The sequence below is a fragment of the Ensifer sp. 1H6 genome (assembly GCF_001976035.1).
In the GTDB taxonomy this organism is placed as follows: domain Bacteria; phylum Pseudomonadota; class Alphaproteobacteria; order Rhizobiales; family Rhizobiaceae; genus Ensifer; species Ensifer canadensis.
The window spans coordinates 99,780-121,634 of sequence record NZ_MOAI01000018.1; the positions used below are offsets into that span (position 1 = coordinate 99,780).

21 protein-coding genes and 1 pseudogene are annotated in these 21,855 nt (G+C 58.8%); 7 read left to right on the forward strand and 15 right to left on the reverse strand.

What is annotated here, in order from left to right; translation table 11 throughout:
- The first annotated feature begins 268 nt into the window (after window positions 1-268).
- Window positions 269-472: a cold-shock protein gene (locus BKP54_RS21105; RefSeq protein ID WP_025430876.1), complete on the forward strand. Its 204-nt coding sequence runs from the start codon at window positions 269-271 to the stop codon at window positions 470-472.
- Window positions 473-558: 86 nt separating this feature from the next.
- On the opposite strand, the gene BKP54_RS21110 is transcribed toward BKP54_RS21105, so the two are convergent.
- The 3 genes from BKP54_RS21110 to BKP54_RS21120 form a co-directional block, all read right to left on the reverse strand.
- Window positions 559-852: a hypothetical protein gene (locus BKP54_RS21110; protein WP_198956853.1), complete on the reverse strand. Its 294-nt coding sequence runs from the start codon at window positions 850-852 to the stop codon at window positions 559-561.
- Between the two features lie 784 nt (window positions 853-1,636).
- Window positions 1,637-2,254 (reverse strand): RES family NAD+ phosphorylase, encoded by a 618-nt coding sequence (locus BKP54_RS21115; RefSeq protein WP_025430878.1) that lies wholly within the window; start codon window positions 2,252-2,254, stop codon window positions 1,637-1,639.
- The gene (locus BKP54_RS21120; protein ID WP_084814808.1) at window positions 2,255-2,917 is read right to left on the reverse strand and encodes an XRE family transcriptional regulator; all 663 of its coding nucleotides are present in this window, start codon (window positions 2,915-2,917) and stop codon (window positions 2,255-2,257) included.
- A gap of 488 nt (window positions 2,918-3,405) precedes the next feature.
- On the opposite strand from BKP54_RS21120, the gene BKP54_RS21125 reads away from it, so the two are divergent.
- Window positions 3,406-4,203, forward strand: a complete 798-nt coding sequence (locus BKP54_RS21125; protein WP_084814809.1) for an inositol monophosphatase family protein — start codon at window positions 3,406-3,408, stop codon at window positions 4,201-4,203.
- On the opposite strand, the gene BKP54_RS21130 is transcribed toward BKP54_RS21125, so the two are convergent.
- Genes BKP54_RS21130 through BKP54_RS21160 form a run of 7 tightly spaced genes read right to left on the reverse strand, consistent with a single transcriptional unit; the run spans window position 4,184 to window position 11,262 of the window.
- The gene (locus BKP54_RS21130) at window positions 4,184-5,002 is read right to left on the reverse strand and encodes a glycerophosphodiester phosphodiesterase family protein (RefSeq protein ID WP_084814810.1); all 819 of its coding nucleotides are present in this window, start codon (window positions 5,000-5,002) and stop codon (window positions 4,184-4,186) included. The genes BKP54_RS21125 and BKP54_RS21130 overlap by 20 nt on opposite strands.
- Window positions 4,999-6,054, reverse strand: coding sequence for an ABC transporter ATP-binding protein (locus tag BKP54_RS21135; protein ID WP_084814811.1), 1,056 nt, complete (start codon window positions 6,052-6,054; stop codon window positions 4,999-5,001). Before BKP54_RS21135 ends, BKP54_RS21130 begins: the two co-directional genes overlap by 4 nt.
- Window positions 6,055-6,090: 36 nt before the next feature.
- A complete protein-coding gene (locus tag BKP54_RS21140; protein ID WP_025430883.1) occupies window positions 6,091-6,900 on the reverse strand; it encodes an ABC transporter permease subunit in 810 nt (269 codons plus the stop codon).
- Window positions 6,897-7,751, reverse strand: coding sequence for an ABC transporter permease subunit (locus BKP54_RS21145; RefSeq protein WP_025430884.1), 855 nt, complete (start codon window positions 7,749-7,751; stop codon window positions 6,897-6,899). The genes BKP54_RS21140 and BKP54_RS21145 overlap by 4 nt, the downstream gene beginning before the upstream one ends.
- Window positions 7,752-7,768: 17 nt before the next feature.
- Window positions 7,769-8,911 (reverse strand): extracellular solute-binding protein, encoded by a 1,143-nt coding sequence (locus BKP54_RS21150; RefSeq protein ID WP_084814812.1) that lies wholly within the window; start codon window positions 8,909-8,911, stop codon window positions 7,769-7,771.
- Between the two features lie 36 nt (window positions 8,912-8,947).
- A complete protein-coding gene (locus BKP54_RS21155; protein ID WP_158071715.1) occupies window positions 8,948-9,877 on the reverse strand; it encodes a carbohydrate kinase family protein in 930 nt (309 codons plus the stop codon).
- On the reverse strand, window positions 9,877-11,262 hold the full coding sequence (locus BKP54_RS21160; RefSeq protein ID WP_084814814.1) for a 6-phospho-beta-glucosidase: 1,386 nt from the start codon (window positions 11,260-11,262) through the stop codon (window positions 9,877-9,879). The genes BKP54_RS21155 and BKP54_RS21160 overlap by 1 nt, the downstream gene beginning before the upstream one ends.
- Before the next feature lie 123 nt (window positions 11,263-11,385).
- Between BKP54_RS21160 and BKP54_RS21165 the strand changes: the two genes are divergently transcribed.
- Together BKP54_RS21165 and BKP54_RS21170 are read left to right on the forward strand one after the other, a co-directional pair.
- Complete coding sequence (locus tag BKP54_RS21165) at window positions 11,386-12,177, forward strand: GntR family transcriptional regulator (RefSeq protein WP_128090462.1); 792 nt, start codon at window positions 11,386-11,388, stop codon at window positions 12,175-12,177.
- Between the two features lie 28 nt (window positions 12,178-12,205).
- The gene (locus tag BKP54_RS21170; RefSeq protein ID WP_084814815.1) at window positions 12,206-12,682 is read left to right on the forward strand and encodes a YdeI/OmpD-associated family protein; all 477 of its coding nucleotides are present in this window, start codon (window positions 12,206-12,208) and stop codon (window positions 12,680-12,682) included.
- A gap of 635 nt (window positions 12,683-13,317) precedes the next feature.
- Here BKP54_RS21170 and BKP54_RS21175 read toward each other — a convergent pair.
- The 3 genes from BKP54_RS21175 to BKP54_RS21185 form a co-directional block, all read right to left on the reverse strand.
- Window positions 13,318-14,112 carry an ATP-binding cassette domain-containing protein gene (locus BKP54_RS21175; RefSeq protein WP_245317870.1) on the reverse strand — a complete coding sequence of 265 codons (795 nt, stop codon included), beginning with the start codon at window positions 14,110-14,112 and terminating at the stop codon, window positions 13,318-13,320.
- A 67-nt stretch (window positions 14,113-14,179) separates the two neighbouring features.
- Window positions 14,180-15,322 (reverse strand): sugar ABC transporter substrate-binding protein, encoded by a 1,143-nt coding sequence (locus BKP54_RS21180; RefSeq protein ID WP_128090463.1) that lies wholly within the window; start codon window positions 15,320-15,322, stop codon window positions 14,180-14,182.
- A complete protein-coding gene (locus BKP54_RS21185; RefSeq protein WP_158071716.1) occupies window positions 15,285-16,061 on the reverse strand; it encodes an ABC transporter permease in 777 nt (258 codons plus the stop codon). Before BKP54_RS21185 ends, BKP54_RS21180 begins: the two co-directional genes overlap by 38 nt.
- Window positions 16,062-16,428: 367 nt before the next feature.
- Between BKP54_RS21185 and BKP54_RS21190 the strand changes: the two genes are divergently transcribed.
- Entirely contained in the window at window positions 16,429-17,595 is a 1,167-nt protein-coding gene (locus BKP54_RS21190; protein ID WP_084814817.1) for a Gfo/Idh/MocA family oxidoreductase, read from the forward strand.
- Between the two features lie 73 nt (window positions 17,596-17,668).
- Here BKP54_RS21190 and BKP54_RS37135 read toward each other — a convergent pair.
- Window positions 17,669-17,881, reverse strand: a pseudogene (locus BKP54_RS37135) (GMC oxidoreductase); the annotation flags it as partial.
- Between the two features lie 136 nt (window positions 17,882-18,017).
- Here BKP54_RS37135 and BKP54_RS21200 point away from each other — a divergent pair.
- Entirely contained in the window at window positions 18,018-19,529 is a 1,512-nt protein-coding gene (locus BKP54_RS21200; RefSeq protein ID WP_084814818.1) for a GMC family oxidoreductase, read from the forward strand.
- Here the strand turns inward: BKP54_RS21200 and BKP54_RS21205 are convergent.
- Window positions 19,526-20,341, reverse strand: coding sequence for a helix-turn-helix transcriptional regulator (locus tag BKP54_RS21205; RefSeq protein WP_041693102.1), 816 nt, complete (start codon window positions 20,339-20,341; stop codon window positions 19,526-19,528). The two genes, BKP54_RS21200 and BKP54_RS21205, sit on opposite strands and share 4 nt — an antisense overlap.
- Window positions 20,342-20,513: 172 nt before the next feature.
- Here BKP54_RS21205 and hisD point away from each other — a divergent pair, with 172 nt between their 5' ends.
- Complete coding sequence (hisD, locus tag BKP54_RS21210; RefSeq protein ID WP_025430894.1) at window positions 20,514-21,854, forward strand: histidinol dehydrogenase; 1,341 nt, start codon at window positions 20,514-20,516, stop codon at window positions 21,852-21,854.
- Window position 21,855 lies beyond the last annotated feature (1 nt).

Below are 21,855 nucleotides of genomic sequence, written 5' to 3' on the forward strand. Positions count from 1 at the left end.
TTATACCATCATCCATCGCAGCCTTAGCGAGGACACAAGGGTGCACGGAAGTTGCCCGGCAAAATTCAACGAGAGCTCAAGAAGGAAGATATCCGCTACCGTTCCCGGGGCGATCTCTCGCTCGAGAACCGAGACGGGCAGCGAGTACGCAAGCGAACTTTCGCTCAGACGAATGAAAAAGTTCGCCCGCCATGCGCGGTTGCGGGAGAGGGCCGCGTCCAATAAGCTCTGGCGGCAGTTCGCAAGCGCTCAGTTGACGAGGATGATCATGGCGACCGGTACCGTTAAGTTTTTCAATCAAGACAAGGGCTTTGGCTTCATCACGCCTGACAACGGTGGAGCGGATGTGTTTGTCCATGTGTCGGCGGTCGACGACGCAGGCCCGCTTCGAGAAGGTCAAAAGGTCAGCTACGAGCTTGGCCAGGACCGCAAGACCGGAAAATCCAAGGCCGAAAACGTCAGGTCAGCCTGAACTGCTTGAACCTCACCTCGGACATCGCATGACCGGATGCGGTCGGCATGACGACGAGAGCAGACGCCAGAAAGCAGATAACCGGTTCAGGTGGGTTCAAAGCCAAGCACGAAATCGATGACCTTCGACGAGGACATTTCGCAGGGCTTCAGGATGGCGCTCGCGTCAGAGAGCACATAGAGGTTGAAGCTGACGACATCCGCTCCGCCCAGCTCCTCGCCATACAACCACACTCGTTTCCCATCGGCCGAGCGCCTGACGGTCGCGCTCCATCGACGGCCCTGGAAAATTCCGTGCACGTAACCCTCAGGAAGCTCCGCAAGCGCCTTCTCGAACTTAACCAGAAACGCAGTCGATAGCTCAGACGCCGACTGCGTCATGGCGCCAGGCACTCGTCACAAATGCCACAACCGTCGGCGTCCATCCGCGAGGCTGACCGCTTCTTTTGACAACAGAGGCATATCATCGCGTTTCCCAAGTCACCTTCATCGCGTTCTGGCGGGATGACTTCGGTTTCGGGGACGGAAAGGACATTCGTTGAAAGCTGATCCATCTCGAGGCTCCATGTCGAGGATTCCTCAGAGATAGGAAAGTTCCAGACAGGCGCAAGTGCTGGCGCGCAAAGCCGAATTCACCCCAGGAGCGTCACTTGGTCGATAGCGTGTGAATAGACCGCCCCCTCCCTTCCCTTGCAACCGCCCCAGCCGGTCCGGTCGGGGGCTTGCGAGCTGAAGCGTCGCATTTCTAAATGGCTGAAGACGCCGGATGGGACACTTATACTTTGCACAACCGCGGACAGCTCAACCTGGCCGCCACATAAAAGGGCACAAAACCGGGACATCCTGGCGACAGAAGTCCGCTTTGCGCCCATTTGCGGTCATAGTTGAGCTAGCTGCCTGCCAGACAGCATAGGTGCTGGCTCCTCAATACAAAACAGACCGATCTAAGGTTTCTGGGGTCCGGTAAGGGGAATGTTATTGGACACTAGCGTGTTCGGCTCGGCACGCTGGGCAACAGGCAAGGTGCTGCAAAAGCTCTCTTCGAAGGACGATGGTTTACTAATCGGCCGTGATCCGACAACGGACAGCCCAGGCGGCGCTTCGTTAGCCTGCCCTCCCGGATACTGACGATTCTGAGAAGAAGCAGCAGGCGGTATGCACCCCCTCAGGGGACATCAACGAGACTTACGCGAAGGTCATTGATGACGGTGGCGAGTCCACGCGCGCCAATCAGTGGTACGAGGCGCACGGCGGCAAGCTTCGAGACCGCTCGGTCAAAGATCGCGAGGTTCGTATGTCCATTCAGGCGCGATGGGTAGATGATGCCGTCCGGCTGGGATCCGTGTTCATGAAACGCAAGCGACCATGCCCGCGCCAGGCTCTGGCGAGAAGATTTCGCGACATCTGTCGGCACGCCCATCCTGATCGCATGGTCCTCACGCAGATCGACAAGGTGGAGTTCCGCGTTGGTCTCGATTTCCGCGTAGCGCCGGGCGTAAAGTTCTTTCTCCTCGATTGGAAGGTCTCCGATGAGGCCGTCGCGTCGGTCGCGCAGAACTGCTTCCAGGAAACAGACCTTGAGGGTGTCGCCAAGATAAAGAACGCCAAACCGTTTGGCGGCGTCACGCCGGCGAGGATCGCTGAATCGGCTCGGCGTCTTTCCGTAGCCCAACGGATCGGGGAAGGCGCTTCCATAGATGCGTCCAAATTGGCGACCAGCGGGTACGATCTCGATTTCGAGCGGAAAATTCTCAAAACCCGCCGGCGGCTTGATTGCAGCCATTTAGCGAAAATCACCGCGGGCAACGCTTTCGGCCGCGGCAAGGATGTCGTCGTCATGGCCGCGTTTCAGCGCATCGAGCCCCGTCCGCTCATCCAGAGCGCCATGCGGCGTAATCAGGAAACGGTAAACCGCCCATGCGCTGCCCAGAATCGCATGCAACTTCCGGAGCGCAGCATAGGGCCGTCCGTCCCGGTCGAGTTGCCATGCCGGAAAGCGGAAGCCGCGTTTGGCGCCGTCGAGCCCCAGAACCTGTCCATTCTGACGCTTAGTGTTGACGGTGACACGTGACACGCCAAGCAGATCGGCAAATGCGTCCGCGCTCAGCATGTCGTCCTCGGCGAGGATTTCTGCAACGCGCCGTCGCCCGCGCTCCCGCGCCGTCGCCAGCGCGGCCTGCAGCTCGTCATCGGGAACGGCCATCGCTTCGATCGGAAATGCATCCTCTCGAAGCGCGGGCTCTTCCTCGACGACCGAAATCGTCTGCGCTCCGGCCTGCGGATCCACGACCACGCGGAAGCTGACCTGATGGCCAGCCTTACGGCTCAGTTGAACCGCCTTGGCATACTGCCTGATAAGAGCCTTTTCAAAATCGGCCTTCCGAGGCAGCTTCATCGAGAGTGCGACGTTGGAAGAATCGCTGTCTATTGTTTTCGTGATGGACATTGGCTTCAGCCTCCTGCCCTAGTATTTAGGTGCGGCGCGATAGCTCGTCAAGTTCGTTAAGTTTGTAAATAGGTGCGATGCCGGTCCGGAATTCAACGGGTAGTTCGATCCAGCGCCGCGCTAGATCGGGTGAGCGGCACTTTTTAGTTGAGAACGAAACCACTGTTTGCCCCGGAAAATGTCTTGGTCGCCGTGCATATCATGCCGACAAAGCCAGTCGACTTCGAGGCGCTGGAAAACAGAGCGTACTAGGCGCCGGCAGCAGCGCTGCCAAGGCAAACTCGCGAGATGTGGTGGAGAACAACAAAAGGCACCTCGATGCCCAGGGGCAAAGCCATAATGCTCATCTCAGCCACAACTTCTGGCGAGTAAGCCAGTCGAAGCTGTGCGCAGCCCCCACCTGGCGGCCACACCGATCAATAACTTGCTCAGCTGAAAATGACCTGTTATGACCAGTCCGATGTAAACCCTCTTTGGAAAGGCGATCCATGTCATTTCAGCCGAGCGACGTAGCCTCAGCGATGATAGATGCGGCGCGCGCTGGCGGTGCCATCGCTCTAAAATACTACGCTGCGAACGAGACCATCGGCATGGTTGAAAAAGCGCCCCGGGACTATCAGTTGGCGGCCGACATCGCGACCGAACGCGCGATTGCAGCTGTGCTCAATGAGAAATGCCCGGACGCGGGGATTGTCGGCGAGGAAAAGACAAGCGACCGGGCTGGAGACGGCCGGCGGACATTCATCATTGACCCGATCGACGGGACGTCGAACTTCGCGTTCCATATTCCATTCTTTGCGCAGGTCATTTCGCATCTGGAAGACGGCCGAGTAACGGCTGGCGTCGTCTTCGACCCAATCCGTGACGAAATGTTTGTCGCGGAGGCAGGTAGAGGCGCATATCTGAACGGCAAGCGGCTGCCCGTTTGCGGCGATGTGTTGCCGGAGCGATCCGTGGTCGGTGTCGGACTTCCCATCCCCGGACAGGTCCAGGGGATATCGGTTGAGCGCTATCACGCCGCCCTGCGCGCGGTGATCGACCGGGCGGCCGTCACCAGGCGGCTTGGTTCCGCTGCGCTTTCCGTTGCCTATGTCGCAGCCGGTCGGCACCACGCTTGTTTCGAAGATGGGCTCGACACGCTCGACTATCTCGCTTCTGCACTGCTGGTCAGGGAGTGCGGAGGCGTCGTCACCGACTTCCAGGGAAACGAGCAGAATGGCAATGGCGCAGTTCTCGCCAGCGTGCCGGCGCTTCAACCCTGGCTGCTTAGTCTGTTTGGGGAATGACCCGGTCTAGCATGTTTTCAAGAGCGAGCGGCTCGTCCGTGGTGACTTGATCCACGCCGGCCTGAACCAGACGGCGCAACGTCTCGTCCACCCCGTGGTGGTCGGCATTGAGTGTATATGCGTCGACCTTCATGCCCGCCGATTGAAAAATCGAAACGACGTTCACACCGGCATCGAGCCCGGCAAGTATGATCGGGTATTCGAGATAGACATATGACGCGAATGGCACCCTGCCGACAGCGTCGCGAGCAAATGCCTCAAACGCCAAGGTTTGCTGCAACTCTACCAGTGTGTCATCACGGCAAGGGTCATAGCCGATCTTGAGCCCCGGTAGGCCGGCGCCAAGGCTGAGCAGTCCTGCCGGATCATCTCCCGAAAGGATAAAGCGGTCTGCACAATAAGCGAGACAATCATGAAACCGCTGACGATGACCATCCGAAAGCGCTCTTATGTCGTCCTTGAAATCGAGCTGCATCAAGGCATTCGGATGAACCACCTCGCTGCCCATCGCGGCGGCAAGATCGCCAAGCAGCATGGGTTGCAGGTCGGTCAGATGACCATCATCGGTGCGCATTACCATTGACCTGACATCCGACGACGTGAAATCCCGCACCGGACCAGCAGCACTCGTTTCCCGATCGACAGTCGCGTCGTGCAGACAGACGAAATCGCCGTCACCCAGAGCGCGAAGATCCACTTCCATCGATGCGCCGCATGCTGCGCCCAGCAGCATGCGGCTCCGACCGAACGCCCCGTCGGTCCGCACCTGGCGCAAACGGTGCCACTTGAGAGTGATCATCTGGCGGCGGCTGCAGACCGGAAGACGTCGTGCCCATCCTTGAAAACGGAGAAATGAACGGGATCAAGGAATATTTCCTGGCCCGGTTCGAGTACCGTCTCCGTGTCGGCATGTATCTTCACGCGGTTGACGCCGTCGGTTGTCGCCTCGACGGTGCGGTAAGCTCCGAAATGGACGACCCTGGTAATCTTCGCCGATGCCGAAGTGTGTCCACCTTGGGCAGCGATCGCCAGCTTCTCCGGCCGAACAGCAAGCGTTGCCTCACCATCCGGCAATGGTACTTTTACTCTGAAACCGGCAGCATCCATCACCCCCGACGAAACACGCCCGTCGATCAGGTTCATCGCGCCGATGAAGCCGGCGACAAACCTGTCCTGCGGCTGTGCGTAGATATCGGCTGGTCCACCGACTTGGTTGATCTTTCCAACCGACATCACGACGACCCGGTCCGCTATCGCAAGCGCCTCGTCCTGGCCGTGGGTTACAAAGACGGTGGTGATGCCAAGCTCGCGCTGGATGTTACGTACTTCCTCGCGCAGCCGCTCCCTGAGATGTTGGTCGAGGCTGGCGAAAGGTTCGTCCATCAGCAGGATTTTCGGCTCCAGAACGATGCATCGCGCGATCGCAACGCGTTGCTGCTGACCGCCCGAAAGACGCAGCGGGCTGCGCTTGCCATAGCCGCTGAGACCGACGAGATCGAGCGCTGCATCGACCTTGCGGGCAATTTCCGTTCGGCTCATCTTTCTGAGCTTCAACCCGAACGCGATGTTTTCAAAGACGTTCATATGCGTCCAGAGCGCGTGGCTTTGAAAGACCATCCCGGTCGGGCGGCTTTCCGGCGCGCTCGCCGTTACGTCGATACCATCGATGAGAACGCTACCTGCCGTGGGGTTTTCGAAGCCTCCCATGATCCGCAGGAGCGTCGACTTGCCCGATCCCGACGGTCCGAGCAGGCAGACCAGTTCGCCCGATGCTATTTCGAGAGAGATGTCGCGGACTGCGGCCACGTTGCCGTAGCGCTTCTCGATTCCCTTCAATTCCAATTTCGCCATTTCAACAGAACTCCGACAACACGCGTGCGTGCGGCGTCATGCGCCAAATCCTTTTGCAAACTGGTTCGACGCCAGGACACGGCGAGCAAACAACAATGCGATGAACGATGGCACCCAAAGCAGAACCGAGAGGACGGCCCCATATTGCACCACGATCTGCCCGGTAATCATCTGCAACATCACCATTGGCATCGTGCGCAACTTGGGAGCACCGACCAGCCATGCGCCTTCTGTCTCGTAAAAGGTCGAAACAAATGTGAGCAGCATCGCTGCCCCGATAGCGGGGGCGGCTTGGGGAATAGTGATGCGTATGAATGTCCGCACGGGCCCGGCCCCCACATCACGCGCGGCTTCCTCTAACCGACGGTCGACGCCGCGGAATGCCGCCGACGGGAGCCAGATCATGATCAGCATGGTATTCAGCAACTGCACCAGGACGATGCCCCAGAACGTGCCCACAAGGCGCAGGCTCAGGAACAGCGTCGCGATCATCACGATGAGCCCGAATCGGGGAAAGGCGTTGATTGCGAGGAACGACATCATGAAGGTCCGGCGCCCGACGAACTCCATCCGTGCGAAGGCATAGGCCGCCGGCAGACAGATCACCGCCGACAGAAGCGTCACAGTGACCGAAAGGGCAAGTGACAGGCGCAAGGCCGACAGAACGTCGGCCCGCGCCAGGGTCGTGTGCCAGTAGCGCAAGCCCCATTCGGTCGGAAGCAGCGCCGGGTAGGTCCATTTCTCGGCAAAAGCCCAGAGAAAGACCGTCGCGATGGGCATCACCACATAGGCAATGAGGACAAGCATGATGACGATGCCGACGATGGTACTGGCGCGGATCTTCATACGTCCTGCTTTCTCGTCAGCATGACGACATAGAGGATGCCAAACACGGAGCAGGTCAGGAAAGTGATCACCGCCTGCGCTGCGGCAAAATCGGGCTGACGGACTTCCGAAAATGTCCTCAGCATGTAAGGGCCCATCATCTCCGGAGACGCCGGTCCCAGCATGTAGGGGATAACGAACGAGCCGAAAAGGCTGATGACGTTCAAGGCGACCACGACCAGAAGCGAGTCGACCATGAGCGGCAGAATGATACGATGGAATATGACGACATAGCCGGCTCCGACATCGCGGGCGGCCTCGATTGCCTCTTGTGACACCTTCGCCATGCCAGCCGTCAGGATGAGCAAGGTCAGGGGCATATGGTCCCAGACCAAGCCGATGACCGGCCCCCACGGAGTCAGATATGGCGAGTTATAGGATCTGAATCCGACCAACTCCAGCAGTGACTGAAGCAGGCCGTTCGGGCCGATGTATCGAATGAGCGCATAGGCGACGATGATGCCTGGCACAAACATCGGAAAAAGCGCCAAGGCTTGAACGACGGCGGCCAAGCGGCTGCGGGTGAAATGCAGATAGATGGCGATCGGCAGACAAATGGCGATCAACAGAACCAACGTCACCACCGTCGTCCACACGGTGCGAACATAGTTGGCAACACTGTATGGATCGGTGAAGAACCGATGATATCGAGCAAGGCTCCAGGAGACGGAGCCGTCGGCTGCGGTCTCCTGGAGTGTTTGCAGGACAGAAACGCCAGCGGGATAAAGCAGCAGGCAGACCATGACTGCAAGCGGCGGACCGATTAGCAGCAGCCCTTTCAGGTTTCGTGTAGAGTTGCCTTCGCTTCCCAAACCAGCGCTCCGATCTCTTAGTTTCGCGCGATCGCGGGCGCGACGTTGCGATACCAGCCGTCATTGACAGCGGCTTCCCACTCGCCGTCGGGGAAGGCAGGAATCGACTTCGGGATGATGTCGGCGTTTGCAGTGCGGATCTCGTCCGAAAGATGAGACCATTCGATCGACGGAAAGCCGGCGATCTGATCGACGATCTGTTCCTGGACGGCAGGCGAAATGAGGACGTTTGCGAGTTTGGTCGCAGCCTCAATGTTCTTGGCATTTGTCGGAATGGTGCAATAGGCAAACCCGCCAACGAATGCCAGATCCTGCAGTTGCGCGAGCTTGATATGAGACGGTAGCTCACCCGATTTCAGGCCGGACAGGGCCTGATCCGACCAGGTTGGCACCATCGAGACGACGCCCGATACAAGCAATTGCAGCGACGGCGTGTTGCCGGCCGTGTAGGATCCGCCCTGGTAGAGCGAAGGTGCGAGATCCCTCAGGATCTCCCAGGCCGGCGGCAGCATCGCGTCGGCTTTTTCCTTGCTGAAATTGGCTGCCGTGAATGCAGACGGGTCTCGTCCGTTGGCTTCGTGGATCGCGCGCCGCACGAAATTGCCGCCGGATCCGCCCTTGTCCGGACGATTGTAGATGAACTGGCCGGGCGTTGCCTTGATCCAGGCCGTCAGTTCCTCCCAGGTCTTTGGAGGCGTCTGCACCTTGGTGGAGTCATAGGCCAGAACCACCTGTGACCCACGGTATGGCAGGCCGAAATTCGTATCGATCGCAAGCTTGTTGAGCTTCGAATAGTTGCTCATCGATGCCTTGGAAAAATCGAGCCAGAGACCGGCATCGATCGCGCCGACGGTATTGCGTGGATTGAAGGCCTCCATCACATCGACCTGCGGATCACTCTTCGTCTTCAGTGCCGCTAGGGCACGATCCGCCAATGCCATCATCCCCGAGTTTCCGTCTGATACCGTAACGTTCACGACGAGGTCCGGGAGCTCTTGCTGCAATGCCGGAACAACGACATTGGACCAGAAATCTGCCACGTTCTGATCGCTTCCCACGATCACTTCAACCGCCCCGTCAGCGCTAAAGGCTACCCTGGGGCTGATGGCAATTGCCGCAGCAGCTGCCGCTGCGGATGCAAGGAATTCCCGACGTTTCATATGCATGCTCCCACGTTGCGTTTGATGTGTCGTTCTCTACCAGGTAGCTTCCGCCATGCTTTGAAGAAGCTCACTTTCGCGGGGCAGCGCCTTGCCGCCATGCGCCGTCACCGAGGCCGACCCGCAGGCAACCGCCGCTCGAAGCGCCTTCTCAATCTGCCAGCCCTGCAATAATCCGTAGATGAAGCCGGCGTTAAAACTGTCGCCGGCACCCGTCGTGTCGACGACCTCGACTTGCGGCGCACCAATTTCGATGACATGGCCCGCATGGAGTGCGGAAGCGCCATATGCGCCGCGCTTGATCACCGTAGTCGGGCAATATTCGGCAAACGCCAATAGCGCCGCATCATGGCTCTCACTGTTTGTCAGCCGCTTTGCCTCGGTCTCGTTGCAGATGAAGCAATCCGTGCGGCGCAGAATCTCGGCGAGATTGCCATCGGCTATATCTTCGTCGACATGCTGGCAATCCAGGCAGCAAAAGATGCCGATGGAGCGGGCAAAGGCGAACAGATCTGCCAAGTCGCTCCGGCAGGTGAGCCCTTGCACGATGAGGACACGCGGCCCGAGCCGTTCGATCTCAGCCTTTGACGGAAGCGTCTCGTCCCCTTGGAAGTGACTTATGAACCCGCGGTCGTGTGCCATGGAGAAGGCAGCGCTCAGGCGTATTCTTGCCTCTGCGCGGCGCTGGAACAGAGAAGCGTCGATATCATCTCGCGTCGCCGCTGCGATCATCAGCTGGCTGAAAAGATCAGCCCCGGTCTCGCACCACCAGCCGACCTTCACACCGAGCAAGGAAAACGCGCGCGCCGTCGTATAACTGGCTCCTGGGACGGCATCAAAGTTCTTCGACCACACGTCAGCGCCGAGCTTTGGTATCTCGCCAAGACCGGAAAAAATCAGGTCGTAGTAATACTCGCCGGCGAGCACCACGTCGTAAGGGGAGGCCCTGCACCGCTTTGAGAGCATCAGCGCCATTCCCCGGCAAAGGGTTGATGTGCAGCGATGTATTGCTCGACCAACGGCTCCGCGCGCGAGTAGGACAACACAAGCGGATGCGCCACAAGCGCCTCTACGGCGAGATCCTTCCGCCGCTCGGCAATCGCCCTGACGGCGAGCCGCTCGTAACGCTTGATGTTGTGCACGAGTTGCGCTTGAGCCTCCGGCATAGCCCCGATTTTTTTTGCCTTGATCCCGTCTCGGCCGACGACGCAGCTCACTTCGACGACGTCATCCGGACGAAGGCTGTCGATAGCGTCCCCGTTGCGCACGTTCAATCCGATATGGCACTCGGCTCCCGATTCCATCGCATCGATGATATTGAGCGCAACGCCGGCATAGCCCTCGCCGACACCGTCCGCGGCATGCGCACTGACCGCGCGGATGGCCCTGTCGGCATCTTCCATGCTCGGCGCTTCGGGCCGCGCGTAATGCATGTAAGTCGCCTCGCGCCGCTGCTCATAGGCGAAGTAGGCAGCCAGGGCAGCATCCGCATCGCGCTCGACGCCAATGGCAGAGAGTTCAGCAATCAATGTTCGATTGAGATCGCGCACTTCCTCGCCACGGGTGCGCGCATCGGCCTGGATGTCTCCAAGCGCCTTCTCGGCATAGTAGAAGTAGTAGAGATATTCGTTGAGCCAAAGGCGATGCCGCCGGATAATCGACGGATCAAAAATGCGCTGCGCCGTTTCGGCAAGAAACGCATCGTCATCCAGCAGGTCTTGCAGAACCTCGCGCCCTCCAACGACCGCCGACCGCGTGAACGATAGATGATTGAGACCGAAGACTTCGGTCTGCACGTCCCTGACGGCAACACCGAGCTTCTGCGCCACCGCTTCCTGGGCCGCGTTGGCACCATCACAGATGCCGACGACACGATCGAAGCCTGCGTCGCTCAAAGCCTGGGCCACCAGGCCCGCCGGGTTGGTGAAGTTGAAGAGCCAGGCATCCGGACTGACCTCTTTCAAAAGCCGAGCATATTCAGTGATGACGGGAATGCTGCGCAACGCCATGGCAAAACCACCGGGTCCGGTGGTCTCCTGGCCCAGAACGCCGTGGGACAAGGCAATCCGCTCGTCCTTGACGCGTCCGTCCTCGCCGCCAGGCCGAACAGTCGTGACCACGTAACGCGCGCCCTCAAGGGCTTTCTCGGCAGTCACGGTGGCTGAAATGCGGACGGGCGACTGCATCCTGAGAGCAATCTCACGGGCGAGCCCACCGAAGATCTCGAGTTTCGATTGATCGACGTCATGCAGGCAGATTTCGGTAAGCCCACTGCGTTCGGCCCTGCGAAGGGCCGAAGCCACGAATAGGGGCGCTCTTACGCCGCCGCCGCCAATCAGAGTGAGCTTCATCGGATACCTCAGTTGTCTATTAATGCAGTCGTAACTGGTCATATCCAGACATGTCAAGATAGACCGTTGCCTTGCCACCATATTTCGTGCAGCACTGGAATCGTCACAAACGGTACGGAAAAGATGCCCGCAAAAAAGCCGACAATTCGAAGCAATCCGTTGGCGGAACGCGCCCGGCTGAAGCCGCTGGATCGCGATGACCAGCAACCTCTCTACAGGCAGGTCAAGCAGAACATCCTGGATCTGACGCGTGACGGCACGATCCCCGCACATTCCAAACTTCCGTCCGAGCGCGAGCTGGTACAGGCATATGATGTCAGCCGCATTACAATCAGGCAGGCGCTTGTGGAACTCGTTCAGGAGGGCCATCTGCAAAGCCAGCCAGGCAAGGGCTTCTACGTCGCCGAAAGAAGTGAACCGTTCGAGTTGCACTTGCTGACGAGCTTTACTGCCAACGCGATCGCCAAGGGCATGATGCCCGGCAGCCGCCTGCTGGAAGCCAAGATCTATGCCGCTCCGCCGGAGATTTCACGCGCGCTCTACCTGCCAGAAGCGGCTGACGTCGTGTTGTTGAAACGCCTTCGCACGCTCGACGACGTGCCGGTGGTCATACAGTATGACTGGCTGCAGCCCGTCGCATGCCCGGGCCTGCTGGATTTGGACTGGTCGACTGGAAACCGTTCGCTCTACGCTGAATTGCGCGAGCGTTACGGCCTGCGCCCCGTGCGTGGACAGACAACAATCAGTGCGCGCTATCCTGATGAAGACGAGATTGCATTGCTCAAACTGGAACAAAAGACCGCGGTGCTGACGTTGGATCAGATCGCGTTCTCCGCCGAAAACCGACCTATCAACATATCAACCTCGGTGCACCATCCCAGGCGCTATCCCCTGAGCATTCAACAGGGCGAATAGGTACGCGCAGCAGCATTGGATTTGGACGATGTCATCTAGCGACAATCAGAACAAAAATGCAGGCAGGGGAGCAGGGACGTTCCAGGCGAAGGTTGTCCCTTCCGGCAATGCGACAGGTGTCGAGGTCCCCGATGCAGTACTGAAAAAGCTGGGTCCTGGAGGTCGCCCACCGGTGACTGTGACAATCAATGGCTTTAGTTGGCGCACGCGGGTGGCGGCCATGCGGGGGCAGCGGCTGATAGGGATCAGCGCTGCCCATCGCGCCGCCGCCAGGATCAGCGAAGGCGATATAGTCGAAATCGAAGTCGAGCTCGACGAGGCGCCCAGGGAGGTCGCCGAACCCGCAGAGCTCGCCGAGGCGCTCAATAACTCTCCGCAAGCCCGAATGGCTTTTGACCGCCTGCCTTTTGGGCTGCGGCAAAAGCACGTCAACGCGATCCACGAGGCCAAGACCGCAGAAGTGCGGGAACGCCGCATTCGCAAACTGGTCGATAATCTGAAATAAGCGCGCGCGATGAGTGCATGGACAATCGATCAGGCGTGAAAAACAGGTCGCGCTCGACCGGTAGGCTGAGCTTGCCGGGCACGGATCAGAGGGCGTCGAGGCTAGCGTAGCCGAGTTCCGGTTCGCAGACTGAACAGATGAGCGAGGTCGGAGGCCTCCGTTCTGCGCTGACATCGGCCGCCGCTAGGCCTGACTGCCTCGATGCACGGTAAACTCAGCGATGACGCGCGGGCCGGTGTGCCCACTATTGCCGAACCGATAAGCGCCTTGAATGATAGGCACGCGCTTGAGCCTGCAACGGTGCCTAGCAAAAGCGGAAGGCATGCACCCGCCATATCTAGAAGTGCGTCAGAAAGCTTCACTTTTCCCTCCACTGCGAAATTGAAGGCGCAGGTAGAATGGAGCGATCTTGGAGTCGGCATCGTCCGCCTGCTTAGTGGGAGAAGGCAATGTTTAGACAGGTTCTTGCACTCGCGTTTATCTGCCCCGACTACGATCACGCTCTCGACGTAAATGTCAGGAGCCCGAACGGGCAGACGCTTTGGAATGCGTTTCTCGCAGCGGTCTTCAAATAGCGATCCAGGCAACAAAATGCCCGGCGCATCACTCAACAGTGAAGCGCCGGGTTGTTTGATTTAGCCCCGGGCACCGGTGATGTAAGAAATAATCTCATCAGTCGTGGTATGCGGTGTCTGTAGTTCTGCCGCGATCCGACCGCGCCGGAAGACATAGACGCGATTGCTCAGCTCCATCACCTGCTTCATGTTGTGGCTGACAAGCAGGACGGCAACCCCGCGCGACTGTAGACCCCGGATAATATCATGAACATGGGCGGTTTCCTGGACACCAAGCGCTGCTGTCGGTTCGTCCATGATGATGAGTTGCGATCCCCATCCCGCTGCACGTGCGATCGCAACGCCCTGGCGCTGACCCCCGGACAAACCACCAACGATGTCACGCACGCCCGGGACGTTTACCCCGATCTCGTTCAGCAGCTCTTCGGCCCGTGCGGTCATCTTGCGGCGGTTCAAAATGCTGAGACCACCGAACTTGAAATAGAATTCCTCACGGCCGAGGAAGAGGTTGGTAAGGACGTCGAGGTGTTCCGCGAGTGAAAGGTCCTGGTATACGGTTTCAATACCTGCCTCGCGGGCGTCGCTCGGGCGGTGAAAGGCCACTTCGCGCCCTGAAACGAGCAGCCTTCCTTCAGTAGCGGGTTGGGCACCTGAAAGAATTTTGACGAACGTGCTCTTCCCGGCTCCGTTGTCGCCGACAATGGCGACCACTTCGCCAGGCAGGACCTTGAGGTTCGCGCCCGACAGGGCGATCACGCCACCATAGTGCTTGGCGATGCCGATTGCCTCCACAATCGGAGTGGATTGCTCTGGCATAACAACAGCCTCGCTTTTGCGGACTACAGACAAAGGCATTGCACCTCTCCTAAACTAAATCGTCAATTGGGAACCCGCGCCGCGGTGACGGCGCGGGTCGATCTGATTAGTAGTCGGCCGGAACCTGCTCCACGTTGTCCTTCGTGATCAGCGTGTTCTGAATGATGATCTTGGATTCAACCTTCTCGCCGCGGATCGCCTTGTCTGCAGCTTCAACTGCGAGCTTTGAAAGCAAAGCCGGGCTCTGAGAAACCGTGGCGGTGAGAGTGCCCTCCTTGATCGCGCGACGCGCGTCCTCGGGATAGTCGACCGCAAAGAACATCACTTCATCCCGGCCCTGCGCCTTCGCATACTCGGCAGCGGCAACGAGCTCCGGGCCGTGAGCGAAGACTGCGTTCAGCTCACCCTTTGGGTACTTGGAAAGCCAATCCTGGATCAGTGCGACGGTCTTATCCGCAGCCCAATCGTTTGCCTGCTCCTCGACGATCTTGATCCCTGGCGCCGTCTTGAGCGCGTCATGCTCTCCCTTGGCTCGACCGATCTGAGGCGCAGTTCCGAGGATGCCCGTCATAATGGCGACATTGCCTTCGCCATTCAGCATCTTAATAGCCTGATCCGCATGGAGCCGGCCGATGAATTCTTCGTCCGAGCCGACGAAAGCAGTGATCGGTGCTTCAGGAGAGATACCCATCGAATAGGAAACGACGGGAATCTTGGCATCGGTTGCCTTCAGGACGCTGCCGACAAGGCTGTCGGGATCGGCAGGCGCAACGATGATGGCGTTCACGCCTTGAATTATGAACTGCTCGATCGCGGCGTTCATCTGCGCCACGTCGTTGCGACCGTCAACTACAGTCACCTCGTATCCGAGCTTCTTGGCGTTCTCTTCCATCGCCTTGACGCCCACGTTCATCCACGGATCGACGCCGATGTTGTAGATCATCACGCCGATCTTTTTGTCTTCCGCTGCTGCCGGTGCTGCGAACGCGGTGCCCACGGCGATTGCGATGGACGCTATACCGAGCATTCGTCTTGTGAGTTTCATTGCAGTCCTCCTAGTTTTGGCAGTGTTTTCTGCCGGTTCCACTCTTAGTGTTTGCGGCCGCGCCGCAGGGCTTCGTAACCAACGGCCAGGAGAACACCTGTTCCCATGAACGCCGGTTGCCAGAAGGCTGAGATGCTGTAGAGGGTCATCGCGTTGTTTAGGATCGTCAGAGCGAAGATACCGATGACCGCGGAGTGATGCCACCGACCCCGCCAGTCAGCGGCGTACCGCCGATGACGACTGCCGCGATCGAAAGGAGCGCCCAGGTGGTTCCAGCTTGCGGGCTCCCGATTCCGGCGACAGAGGTCAACAAAAGGCCGGCGATGGCAGCGGTGAAGCCGCCGATTGCGTAGGTCGCAATGAGGACGCGGTCGACATTGACACCTGCGCGGCTGGTCCCGACTTTGTTGCTGCCGACCGCACGGACATGTTGTCCATAGCTGGTGAAATGCAGCACGAGCGCCAACACCACAACAACGACGATAAACACCATGCTCGGGAAGGTCAGGCCACCGACATGGAAGAAGCCCAGCTCGCGCCACTCGCGCGGCAGCGGCGCGATCGGACGCGCTTCAGTAAGCGCGTACATCGTGCCAAGGATGATCGCTTGCGTTCCGAAAGTCGAAACAAAAGGGTTCATCCCTACCTTCGCGATCAAGCAGCCGTTGGCGATCCCAATGAGGAGTCCGAGGACCAGCGCCGCGACAATCCCGGCCGGAACGCCCGCCGACAGGGATACGGTCGCGGCGAGACATCCGGCGGCCGCGGCAGTCGCTCCCACTGAAAGATCGAAGCCTCCCGAGATGATCATTAGTTGCATCCCGCAAGCCACGATGCCGACCATCGACGCCTGTTGGATGATATTCAACAGATTGGCCGGGTTCCTGAAACTCGGGTTGGCGATTGACAGGCCGATGACGCTGACCACCAACAGCAACAACATGACGCGTTGCACCATAACCGCAGGATGCTGCGGCGAGAGGAACCGACGCAACGGTCCCGGCTTGTCGGCTACGAGCCGACCTGTGGCGACATGAGTCATTCCACTTCCCCTTTTTAACGGTTTTCTCGAAGACGCCAGCTACTGACGCCTGTCGTATTTGACCTACGAGTGTAGCTCCGAGGGGTGCTGTGACAATTTCGCAAACAGCGGACTGATGACGCAGCTTGAAGCACTTAGCGCTTCGGGTCGATCGACACGGACCAGGGCTGGAAAATGTGCGCCACACTGCTTCAGATATTCGCTCGATGCGAAGTTGCTGTCCGACATCGGCGGTGAGACTTGATCAAGGAAAAGAGGAACAGGTCACATGCCGAACTTGATTTCAGATATTCCTGCGAAGCGTCGCTTCAGCGTTGGCCTGATCGGAGGAGGCCGCGGCTCGTTTTTCGCGGGCATCCACCGCGCCGCCATGCGCCTGAACGGTTGCTTCGATGTGAAAGCTGGAGTGTTCTCTTCTGACGAGGCCGTATCCCGGGAGGCGGCAGAAGCGCTGGGCGTCGCTCCTGACCGGACCTATCGGACTTTCAGGGACATGGTTGCGGCAGAATCGAACCGCTCGGACAGGATTGACGTCGCCGTCGTCGTAACGCCCAATCATCTTCATTACGAGCCTTGCAGGCTGTTTCTCGAAGCGGGAATTCCCGTCATCTGCGACAAACCGTTGGTCAATGCCTCCAGAGAAGCCGAGGAACTGATCAGGCTGGCCGCAAACAGAAATTTGTTCGCCGCCGTCACCTACACTTACACCGGCTACCCAATGGTGCGCGATGCGCGGGCTCGTGTACGCAACGGCGAAATAGGCGAAGTGAAGTTCCTCTACGTGGAGTACCTACTCGAGTGGTTGGCCAATGACCCCACGAAGCTCGGGAAGGGCGGCATCTGGCGGGGCGACCCTGGAAAAGCCGGATTGACCGGAGCACTCGGCGACGTCGGAACGCATGCCTTCAACATCCTCGAATTTGTCTCCGGCAGGCGGTGTGCCGCTTTGAACGCAAAGCTCTCGACTACGGTCGACGGGTTCGGGCTGGACGACACCGGCGTTGTGCAGATGGAATTCGAAGGAGGTGCCGAAGGGCTGCTGTGGTGCAGTCTAGCCGCGCCGGGACATCGAAATGGCCTGCGTTTCAAAATCGTTGGAAGCAAGGGTACCCTCGAGTGGAGGCAGGAGCAGCCCGAAACGCTGCATCTTTCCCGTATGGGGCAGGCCGATCTCACTTACCGCAGGGGAGCGTCAGACATGACTGAGGAAGGAGCATGGTGTGTTAGCCTCCCCGCTGGAAATCCCGAAGCCTACCTGGAAGCCCTCGCCGTGCTCTACACCGACTACGCCGGGGCGCTGGAGGCCGGACCGAACTGGCGGCATGCCGGCAAGACGCCGATCTCGGACCTCAACGAAGGCTTGCGTGGGGTTCTTCTTTCGGAAATCTGCGTCCGCTCGTCGCAAACCAAAACGTGGCAACCGTTTCCAATGTAGTTAGTTACTCGGCGCAAAAAACCTAGCGCCGTGCGGCGGTCGACCATTCTCCTCCCGGTCGGCCGCCATTTTTTTATCGGTTGCCCGCCAGAATCATGGCCGCGGCCTTTTCGGCAATCATCAGCGTGGGAGAATTGGTGTTTCCGCTGACGATGGTGGGCATGATCGAGGCGTCGGCGATACGGAGCTTGCCGACGGCGCTCATTCTCAACCTGGTGCCGAGACGGCCGATCATAGCGCTATTCGCCATTTCAAGAGCGCGATCAGTAAGTTCGCACCCGTCCGATATGTGACGCACACTGACGCAAGTGGCCGGAATCTTGCTTCTCCAGATATTCCTCCAGTGTTAGAAATCTCGCAATGGATCGGGTGCGCCGGATTGGAACGCACCGTCCAAAGCAACTCATAACGCCGGGAACAACATGGAAGATTACGACGTAATTATAATTGGAAGCGGTGTAGGCGGAAGCGTAACGGCCCGTAGGCTCGCTGAAAACGGAGCCCGCGTTCTCATACTTGAGCGCGGCGATTTCGTGCCGCGCGAGCCGGAGAATTGGAGCGTCGACACGGTCTTTTTTCAGAAGAAGTACAAGGCCAAGGACACCTGGCTCGATCGAAAGGGGAACCTCTTCGATCCCGGCGCTTGTTACAACGTCGGCGGATCGACCAAGTTCTACGGAGCAGCACTATTCAGGCTGAGAGAGAGGGACTTCGAGACACTTGAACACAAGGGCGGCGTCTCACCTGCCTGGCCTATGAGCTACTCCGAGATGGAGCCTTATTACGACGAGGCAGAGAGAATGTTCCGCGTGCACGGGGACGACACCGGAGACAAGACCGCGCCGCACCGTAACGGGCCCTATCCCTTCGGCCCTGTGCCCTCTGAGCCAATCGTCGCACACTTGGCGGATCGGCTCCGGAGCCAAAGTATTTCGCCGTCGGCCATGCCAAGCGGGGTGAATTCTGGAACCGCTGGAAGCTGCATTCTCTGTAGAACCTGCGATGGCTTCCCTTGCAAGATCGGCCAGAAGAACGACGCTGAAACGTGCGCGCTCGAGCCCGCGCTAGCGACCGGCAGAGTCGATCTCAAGACCAGGACCTTCGCACGGCGCATCGTTCTGTCGGGGGACGGCAGGAAGGTGGAGGCCGTAGAGGTAGAGGAAAAGGGCGAGACAAAGCGCTATTCGGCCCTGCTATTCGTCGTGTCCTGCAATGCGGTCAATTCCGCTGCGCTGCTTCTGCGCTCTTCCAGCAGCGCCGCACCAACGGGCGTTGCAAATAGCTCGGACGTCGTGGGCCGCCACTACATGGTCCACAACCAGACCGCGCTCATGGGCCTATCGCATCGGATCAATTCGACAACGTTCCAAAAGACGTTGGCGATCAACGATTGGTACTTCGGCGACAAGGATTTCCCTTGGCCGATGGGACATATGCAGATGCTGGGCAAGCTCCAGGGCGGCATGCTCACAGCCAACGTGCCTTACCTTCCGCGGTTCTTGGGCAATGAGATGGCACGGCACGGCATGGACTGGATCGCCTTGTCGGAAGATTTGCCTGACCCTAACAACCGGGTAACCCTTGAGGGCGGTCAGATCAAGCTAGCGGTAACACTCAACAATATGGAAGGCCACCTCGAACTGGTGAAACGTATGAAGCGCGCGTTGCAGCGCGCGGGCTACCCCATCGTCGTCACGAAATCGCTTGTTGCGCATGCGACAGCTCATCAATCCGGTACAGTGAGAATGGGCAGCGATCCGGCAACGTCGGCGCTCGATCAGTATTGCCGCACCTGGGATCACCCGAACCTCTTTGTGATCGACGCTTCCTTCTTCCCATCGTCGGCGGCTGTGAATCCTGCTCTCACGATCGCAGCGCAGGCGCTTCGTGCGTCTGACCACATGCTTGCGACGGACTTCAAGAAGTCTGCTTAGTCAACCGTACTGAGATATTGCTGGACCTCGGTGGGGATCGACCGGTCCCCTTTTTCCAGCGTGGTCACCCTGTCCAAGTGTTCGCGCTTTAGCAGGCCGGGCCCGCGGAAATGCATCGCGACTTTCGTCGAGTAAGGCGGTCGAAGCATGTTCTCCGCAATTCCGCTCGTAATCCCCATCAGGAAGCTCTTCGAACTCCGCTGAACCGGAGCGTAGATTCCAAACGTCATCTCGTTTTTCTGAACGGCCTCGAAATCCAGCGAGAAGAGCCGCCCGCCCAAGGGGATGGTGAAGCCGTGATATTTGAAGACGAAATCGATCTTGTCCTGGTCTTCGAGATTGGGAAAGCGCTCGATGTAGTAGTGCTGCAGGAAGTCCCGGTTCCGGTAGATGCAATAGGCCGATCGTAGCACCTTGCCCTTGTAGATCGTCGAGTACTGATATCGATCGTACACCCCCACATAGTCGTCTCCGGCCGTATTGTCCGCAACGAGCAGCGTGTCAAGGAAAGCTGCCATCTTCTCGGAACCCCGCAAGGTATCGATGGCGTAGAAATAGTTGCCCTCCATGAGGGTGCGAAACTCTTCGGGGTCGGCGAATAGCACCGACCTGCTGAGACCGAAGAAATTCGCGATCAGACGTTGGTTCTGCATCGACGGCAGGTGAAGACCAGACAGGTACTTGTTGAACTGCTGCCTGTTTATGTTGATTTTCCGGCAGATGCTCGAGACCGTACCTTGGCGTTCGCACAGAAAGCGCAGGTTCGCGCCGAAATTCTGGGTCTGTAAGGAATCGATGACTTCGGTGTTCACTAATGCGCGCCCGGGGTGCTTCACAACTCCCACCGAGAATGCGTCAGTTTGCGCCAAGTTTCAAGGGCCTGCGAAATTGTCCGCGACAGATCACTGGCCCACTCTGCCCCGATCGAAATGAGCCACTCTTCCGACGATGGCGGAGGTCTCGGATCAAAAGCGGGATAATGCTATGATAAGACATCTGAAACGGCCTCTGGCCGAGGCGTCGAATTTCCATGACGAAGACGTTACGACTGCAGTCCAGAACCTTATTGCCGAAGTCGAAGCTGGTGGGGACGAAGCCGTCCGGAAACTGGCTATCCGTTTCGATGGTCTCGACCGGACGAGTTATCGCCTCACGAAGTCGGAGATCGACGCCTGCGTGAACGGCATCACGTCTCAGGAACGTGAGGACATCGAGTTCGCGCAGGATCAGATCAGAAATTTTGCTCAAGCCCAGCTCGACACAATGGCGGAACTGGAAGTTGAGACGATGCCGGGCGTCGTGCTTGGACACAAGCATGTTCCCGTCGACAGCGTCGGTTGCTACGTCCCCGGCGGCAAATATCCGCTGCTGGCCTCCGCTCACATGACTGTTCTGACGGCAAAGGTCGCGGGCTGTGACCGCGTTATCACCTGCGCTCCTCCATTCAAGGGCGCTCCGGCCCCACTGATCGTCGCTGCCCAGCATCTTGCCGGTGCTGACGAAATTTACGCTCTGGGAGGTGTCCAGGCTGTCGCCGCCATGGCCATCGGCACGGAGACGATCAAGCCCGTCAGCGTCCTCGCCGGTCCGGGAAATGCCTATGTTGCCGAGGCGAAGCGTCTCCTCTTCGGTCGCGTGGGCATTGACCTTTTCGCAGGGCCGACCGAGGTCCTCATCGTTGCCGACGACACTGTGGATGGTGAACTCGTTGCAACCGACCTGCTCGGGCAGGCAGAACATGGAACCAACTCGCCCGCTGTCTTGATCACCAATTCCGAAAAGCTTGCGAGGGACACCCTATCTCAGATCGACCGTCTTCTGGGCATCCTTCCGACGGCGGCGATTGCCGGCGAGGCATGGCGGAACCACGGCGAAATCATCGTGTGCGACAGCCGAGAGGAAATGCTATCGGAAGCCAATCGCGTCGCTTCCGAACACGTCCAGGTAATGACGAGCGATGACCAGTGGTTTCTGGACAACCTCAAGAACTACGGTGCCCTTTTCCTCGGCGCTCGGACGACGGTCGCGTATGGCGACAAGGTCATTGGAACCAATCACACGCTGCCCACGATGCGGGCGGCGCGTTACACCGGTGGCCTTTGGGTCGGGAAGTTCGTCAAGACCTGCACCTATCAGAAAATCCTAACCGACCAAGCTTCCGCTCTCGTGGGAGAGTACACTTCCCGCCTCTGCATGATGGAGGGATTTGCCGGGCACGCGGAACAGGCGAACGTGCGGGTTCGTCGTTACGGGCATCGGAATGTAGACTATGCGACCGCCGTTGAGCCGATCGCAGGGCAGAAAAAACTGGAGGTAACGAAATGAA

Bases quoted from the DNA above. Each gene is read 5' to 3' on its own strand.
- BKP54_RS21150 (WP_084814812.1), bottom strand. From the start codon at position 8,911: ATGAAACGTCGGGAATTCCTTGCATCCGCAGCGGCAGCTGCTGCGGCA.
- BKP54_RS21125 (WP_084814809.1), top strand. From the start codon at position 3,406: ATGTCATTTCAGCCGAGCGACGTAGCCTCAGCGATGATAGATGCGGCG.
- BKP54_RS21120 (WP_084814808.1), bottom strand. From the start codon at position 2,917: ATGTCCATCACGAAAACAATAGACAGCGATTCTTCCAACGTCGCACTC.
- BKP54_RS21135 (WP_084814811.1), bottom strand. From the start codon at position 6,054: ATGGCGAAATTGGAATTGAAGGGAATCGAGAAGCGCTACGGCAACGTG.
- BKP54_RS21155 (WP_158071715.1), bottom strand. From the start codon at position 9,877: ATGCTCTCAAAGCGGTGCAGGGCCTCCCCTTACGACGTGGTGCTCGCC.
- BKP54_RS21105 (WP_025430876.1), top strand. From the start codon at position 269: ATGGCGACCGGTACCGTTAAGTTTTTCAATCAAGACAAGGGCTTTGGC.
- BKP54_RS21170 (WP_084814815.1), top strand. From the start codon at position 12,206: ATGTCATCTAGCGACAATCAGAACAAAAATGCAGGCAGGGGAGCAGGG.
- BKP54_RS21200 (WP_084814818.1), top strand. From the start codon at position 18,018: ATGGAAGATTACGACGTAATTATAATTGGAAGCGGTGTAGGCGGAAGC.
- BKP54_RS21185 (WP_158071716.1), bottom strand. From the start codon at position 16,061: ATGTTGTTGCTGTTGGTGGTCAGCGTCATCGGCCTGTCAATCGCCAAC.
- BKP54_RS21165 (WP_128090462.1), top strand. From the start codon at position 11,386: ATGCCCGCAAAAAAGCCGACAATTCGAAGCAATCCGTTGGCGGAACGC.
- BKP54_RS21175 (WP_245317870.1), bottom strand. From the start codon at position 14,112: ATGCCTTTGTCTGTAGTCCGCAAAAGCGAGGCTGTTGTTATGCCAGAG.
- BKP54_RS21190 (WP_084814817.1), top strand. From the start codon at position 16,429: ATGCCGAACTTGATTTCAGATATTCCTGCGAAGCGTCGCTTCAGCGTT.
- BKP54_RS21140 (WP_025430883.1), bottom strand. From the start codon at position 6,900: ATGAAGATCCGCGCCAGTACCATCGTCGGCATCGTCATCATGCTTGTC.
- BKP54_RS21110 (WP_198956853.1), bottom strand. From the start codon at position 852: ATGACGCAGTCGGCGTCTGAGCTATCGACTGCGTTTCTGGTTAAGTTC.
- BKP54_RS21130 (WP_084814810.1), bottom strand. From the start codon at position 5,002: ATGATCACTCTCAAGTGGCACCGTTTGCGCCAGGTGCGGACCGACGGG.
- hisD (WP_025430894.1), top strand. From the start codon at position 20,514: ATGATAAGACATCTGAAACGGCCTCTGGCCGAGGCGTCGAATTTCCAT.
- BKP54_RS21160 (WP_084814814.1), bottom strand. From the start codon at position 11,262: ATGAAGCTCACTCTGATTGGCGGCGGCGGCGTAAGAGCGCCCCTATTC.
- BKP54_RS21115 (WP_025430878.1), bottom strand. From the start codon at position 2,254: ATGGCTGCAATCAAGCCGCCGGCGGGTTTTGAGAATTTTCCGCTCGAA.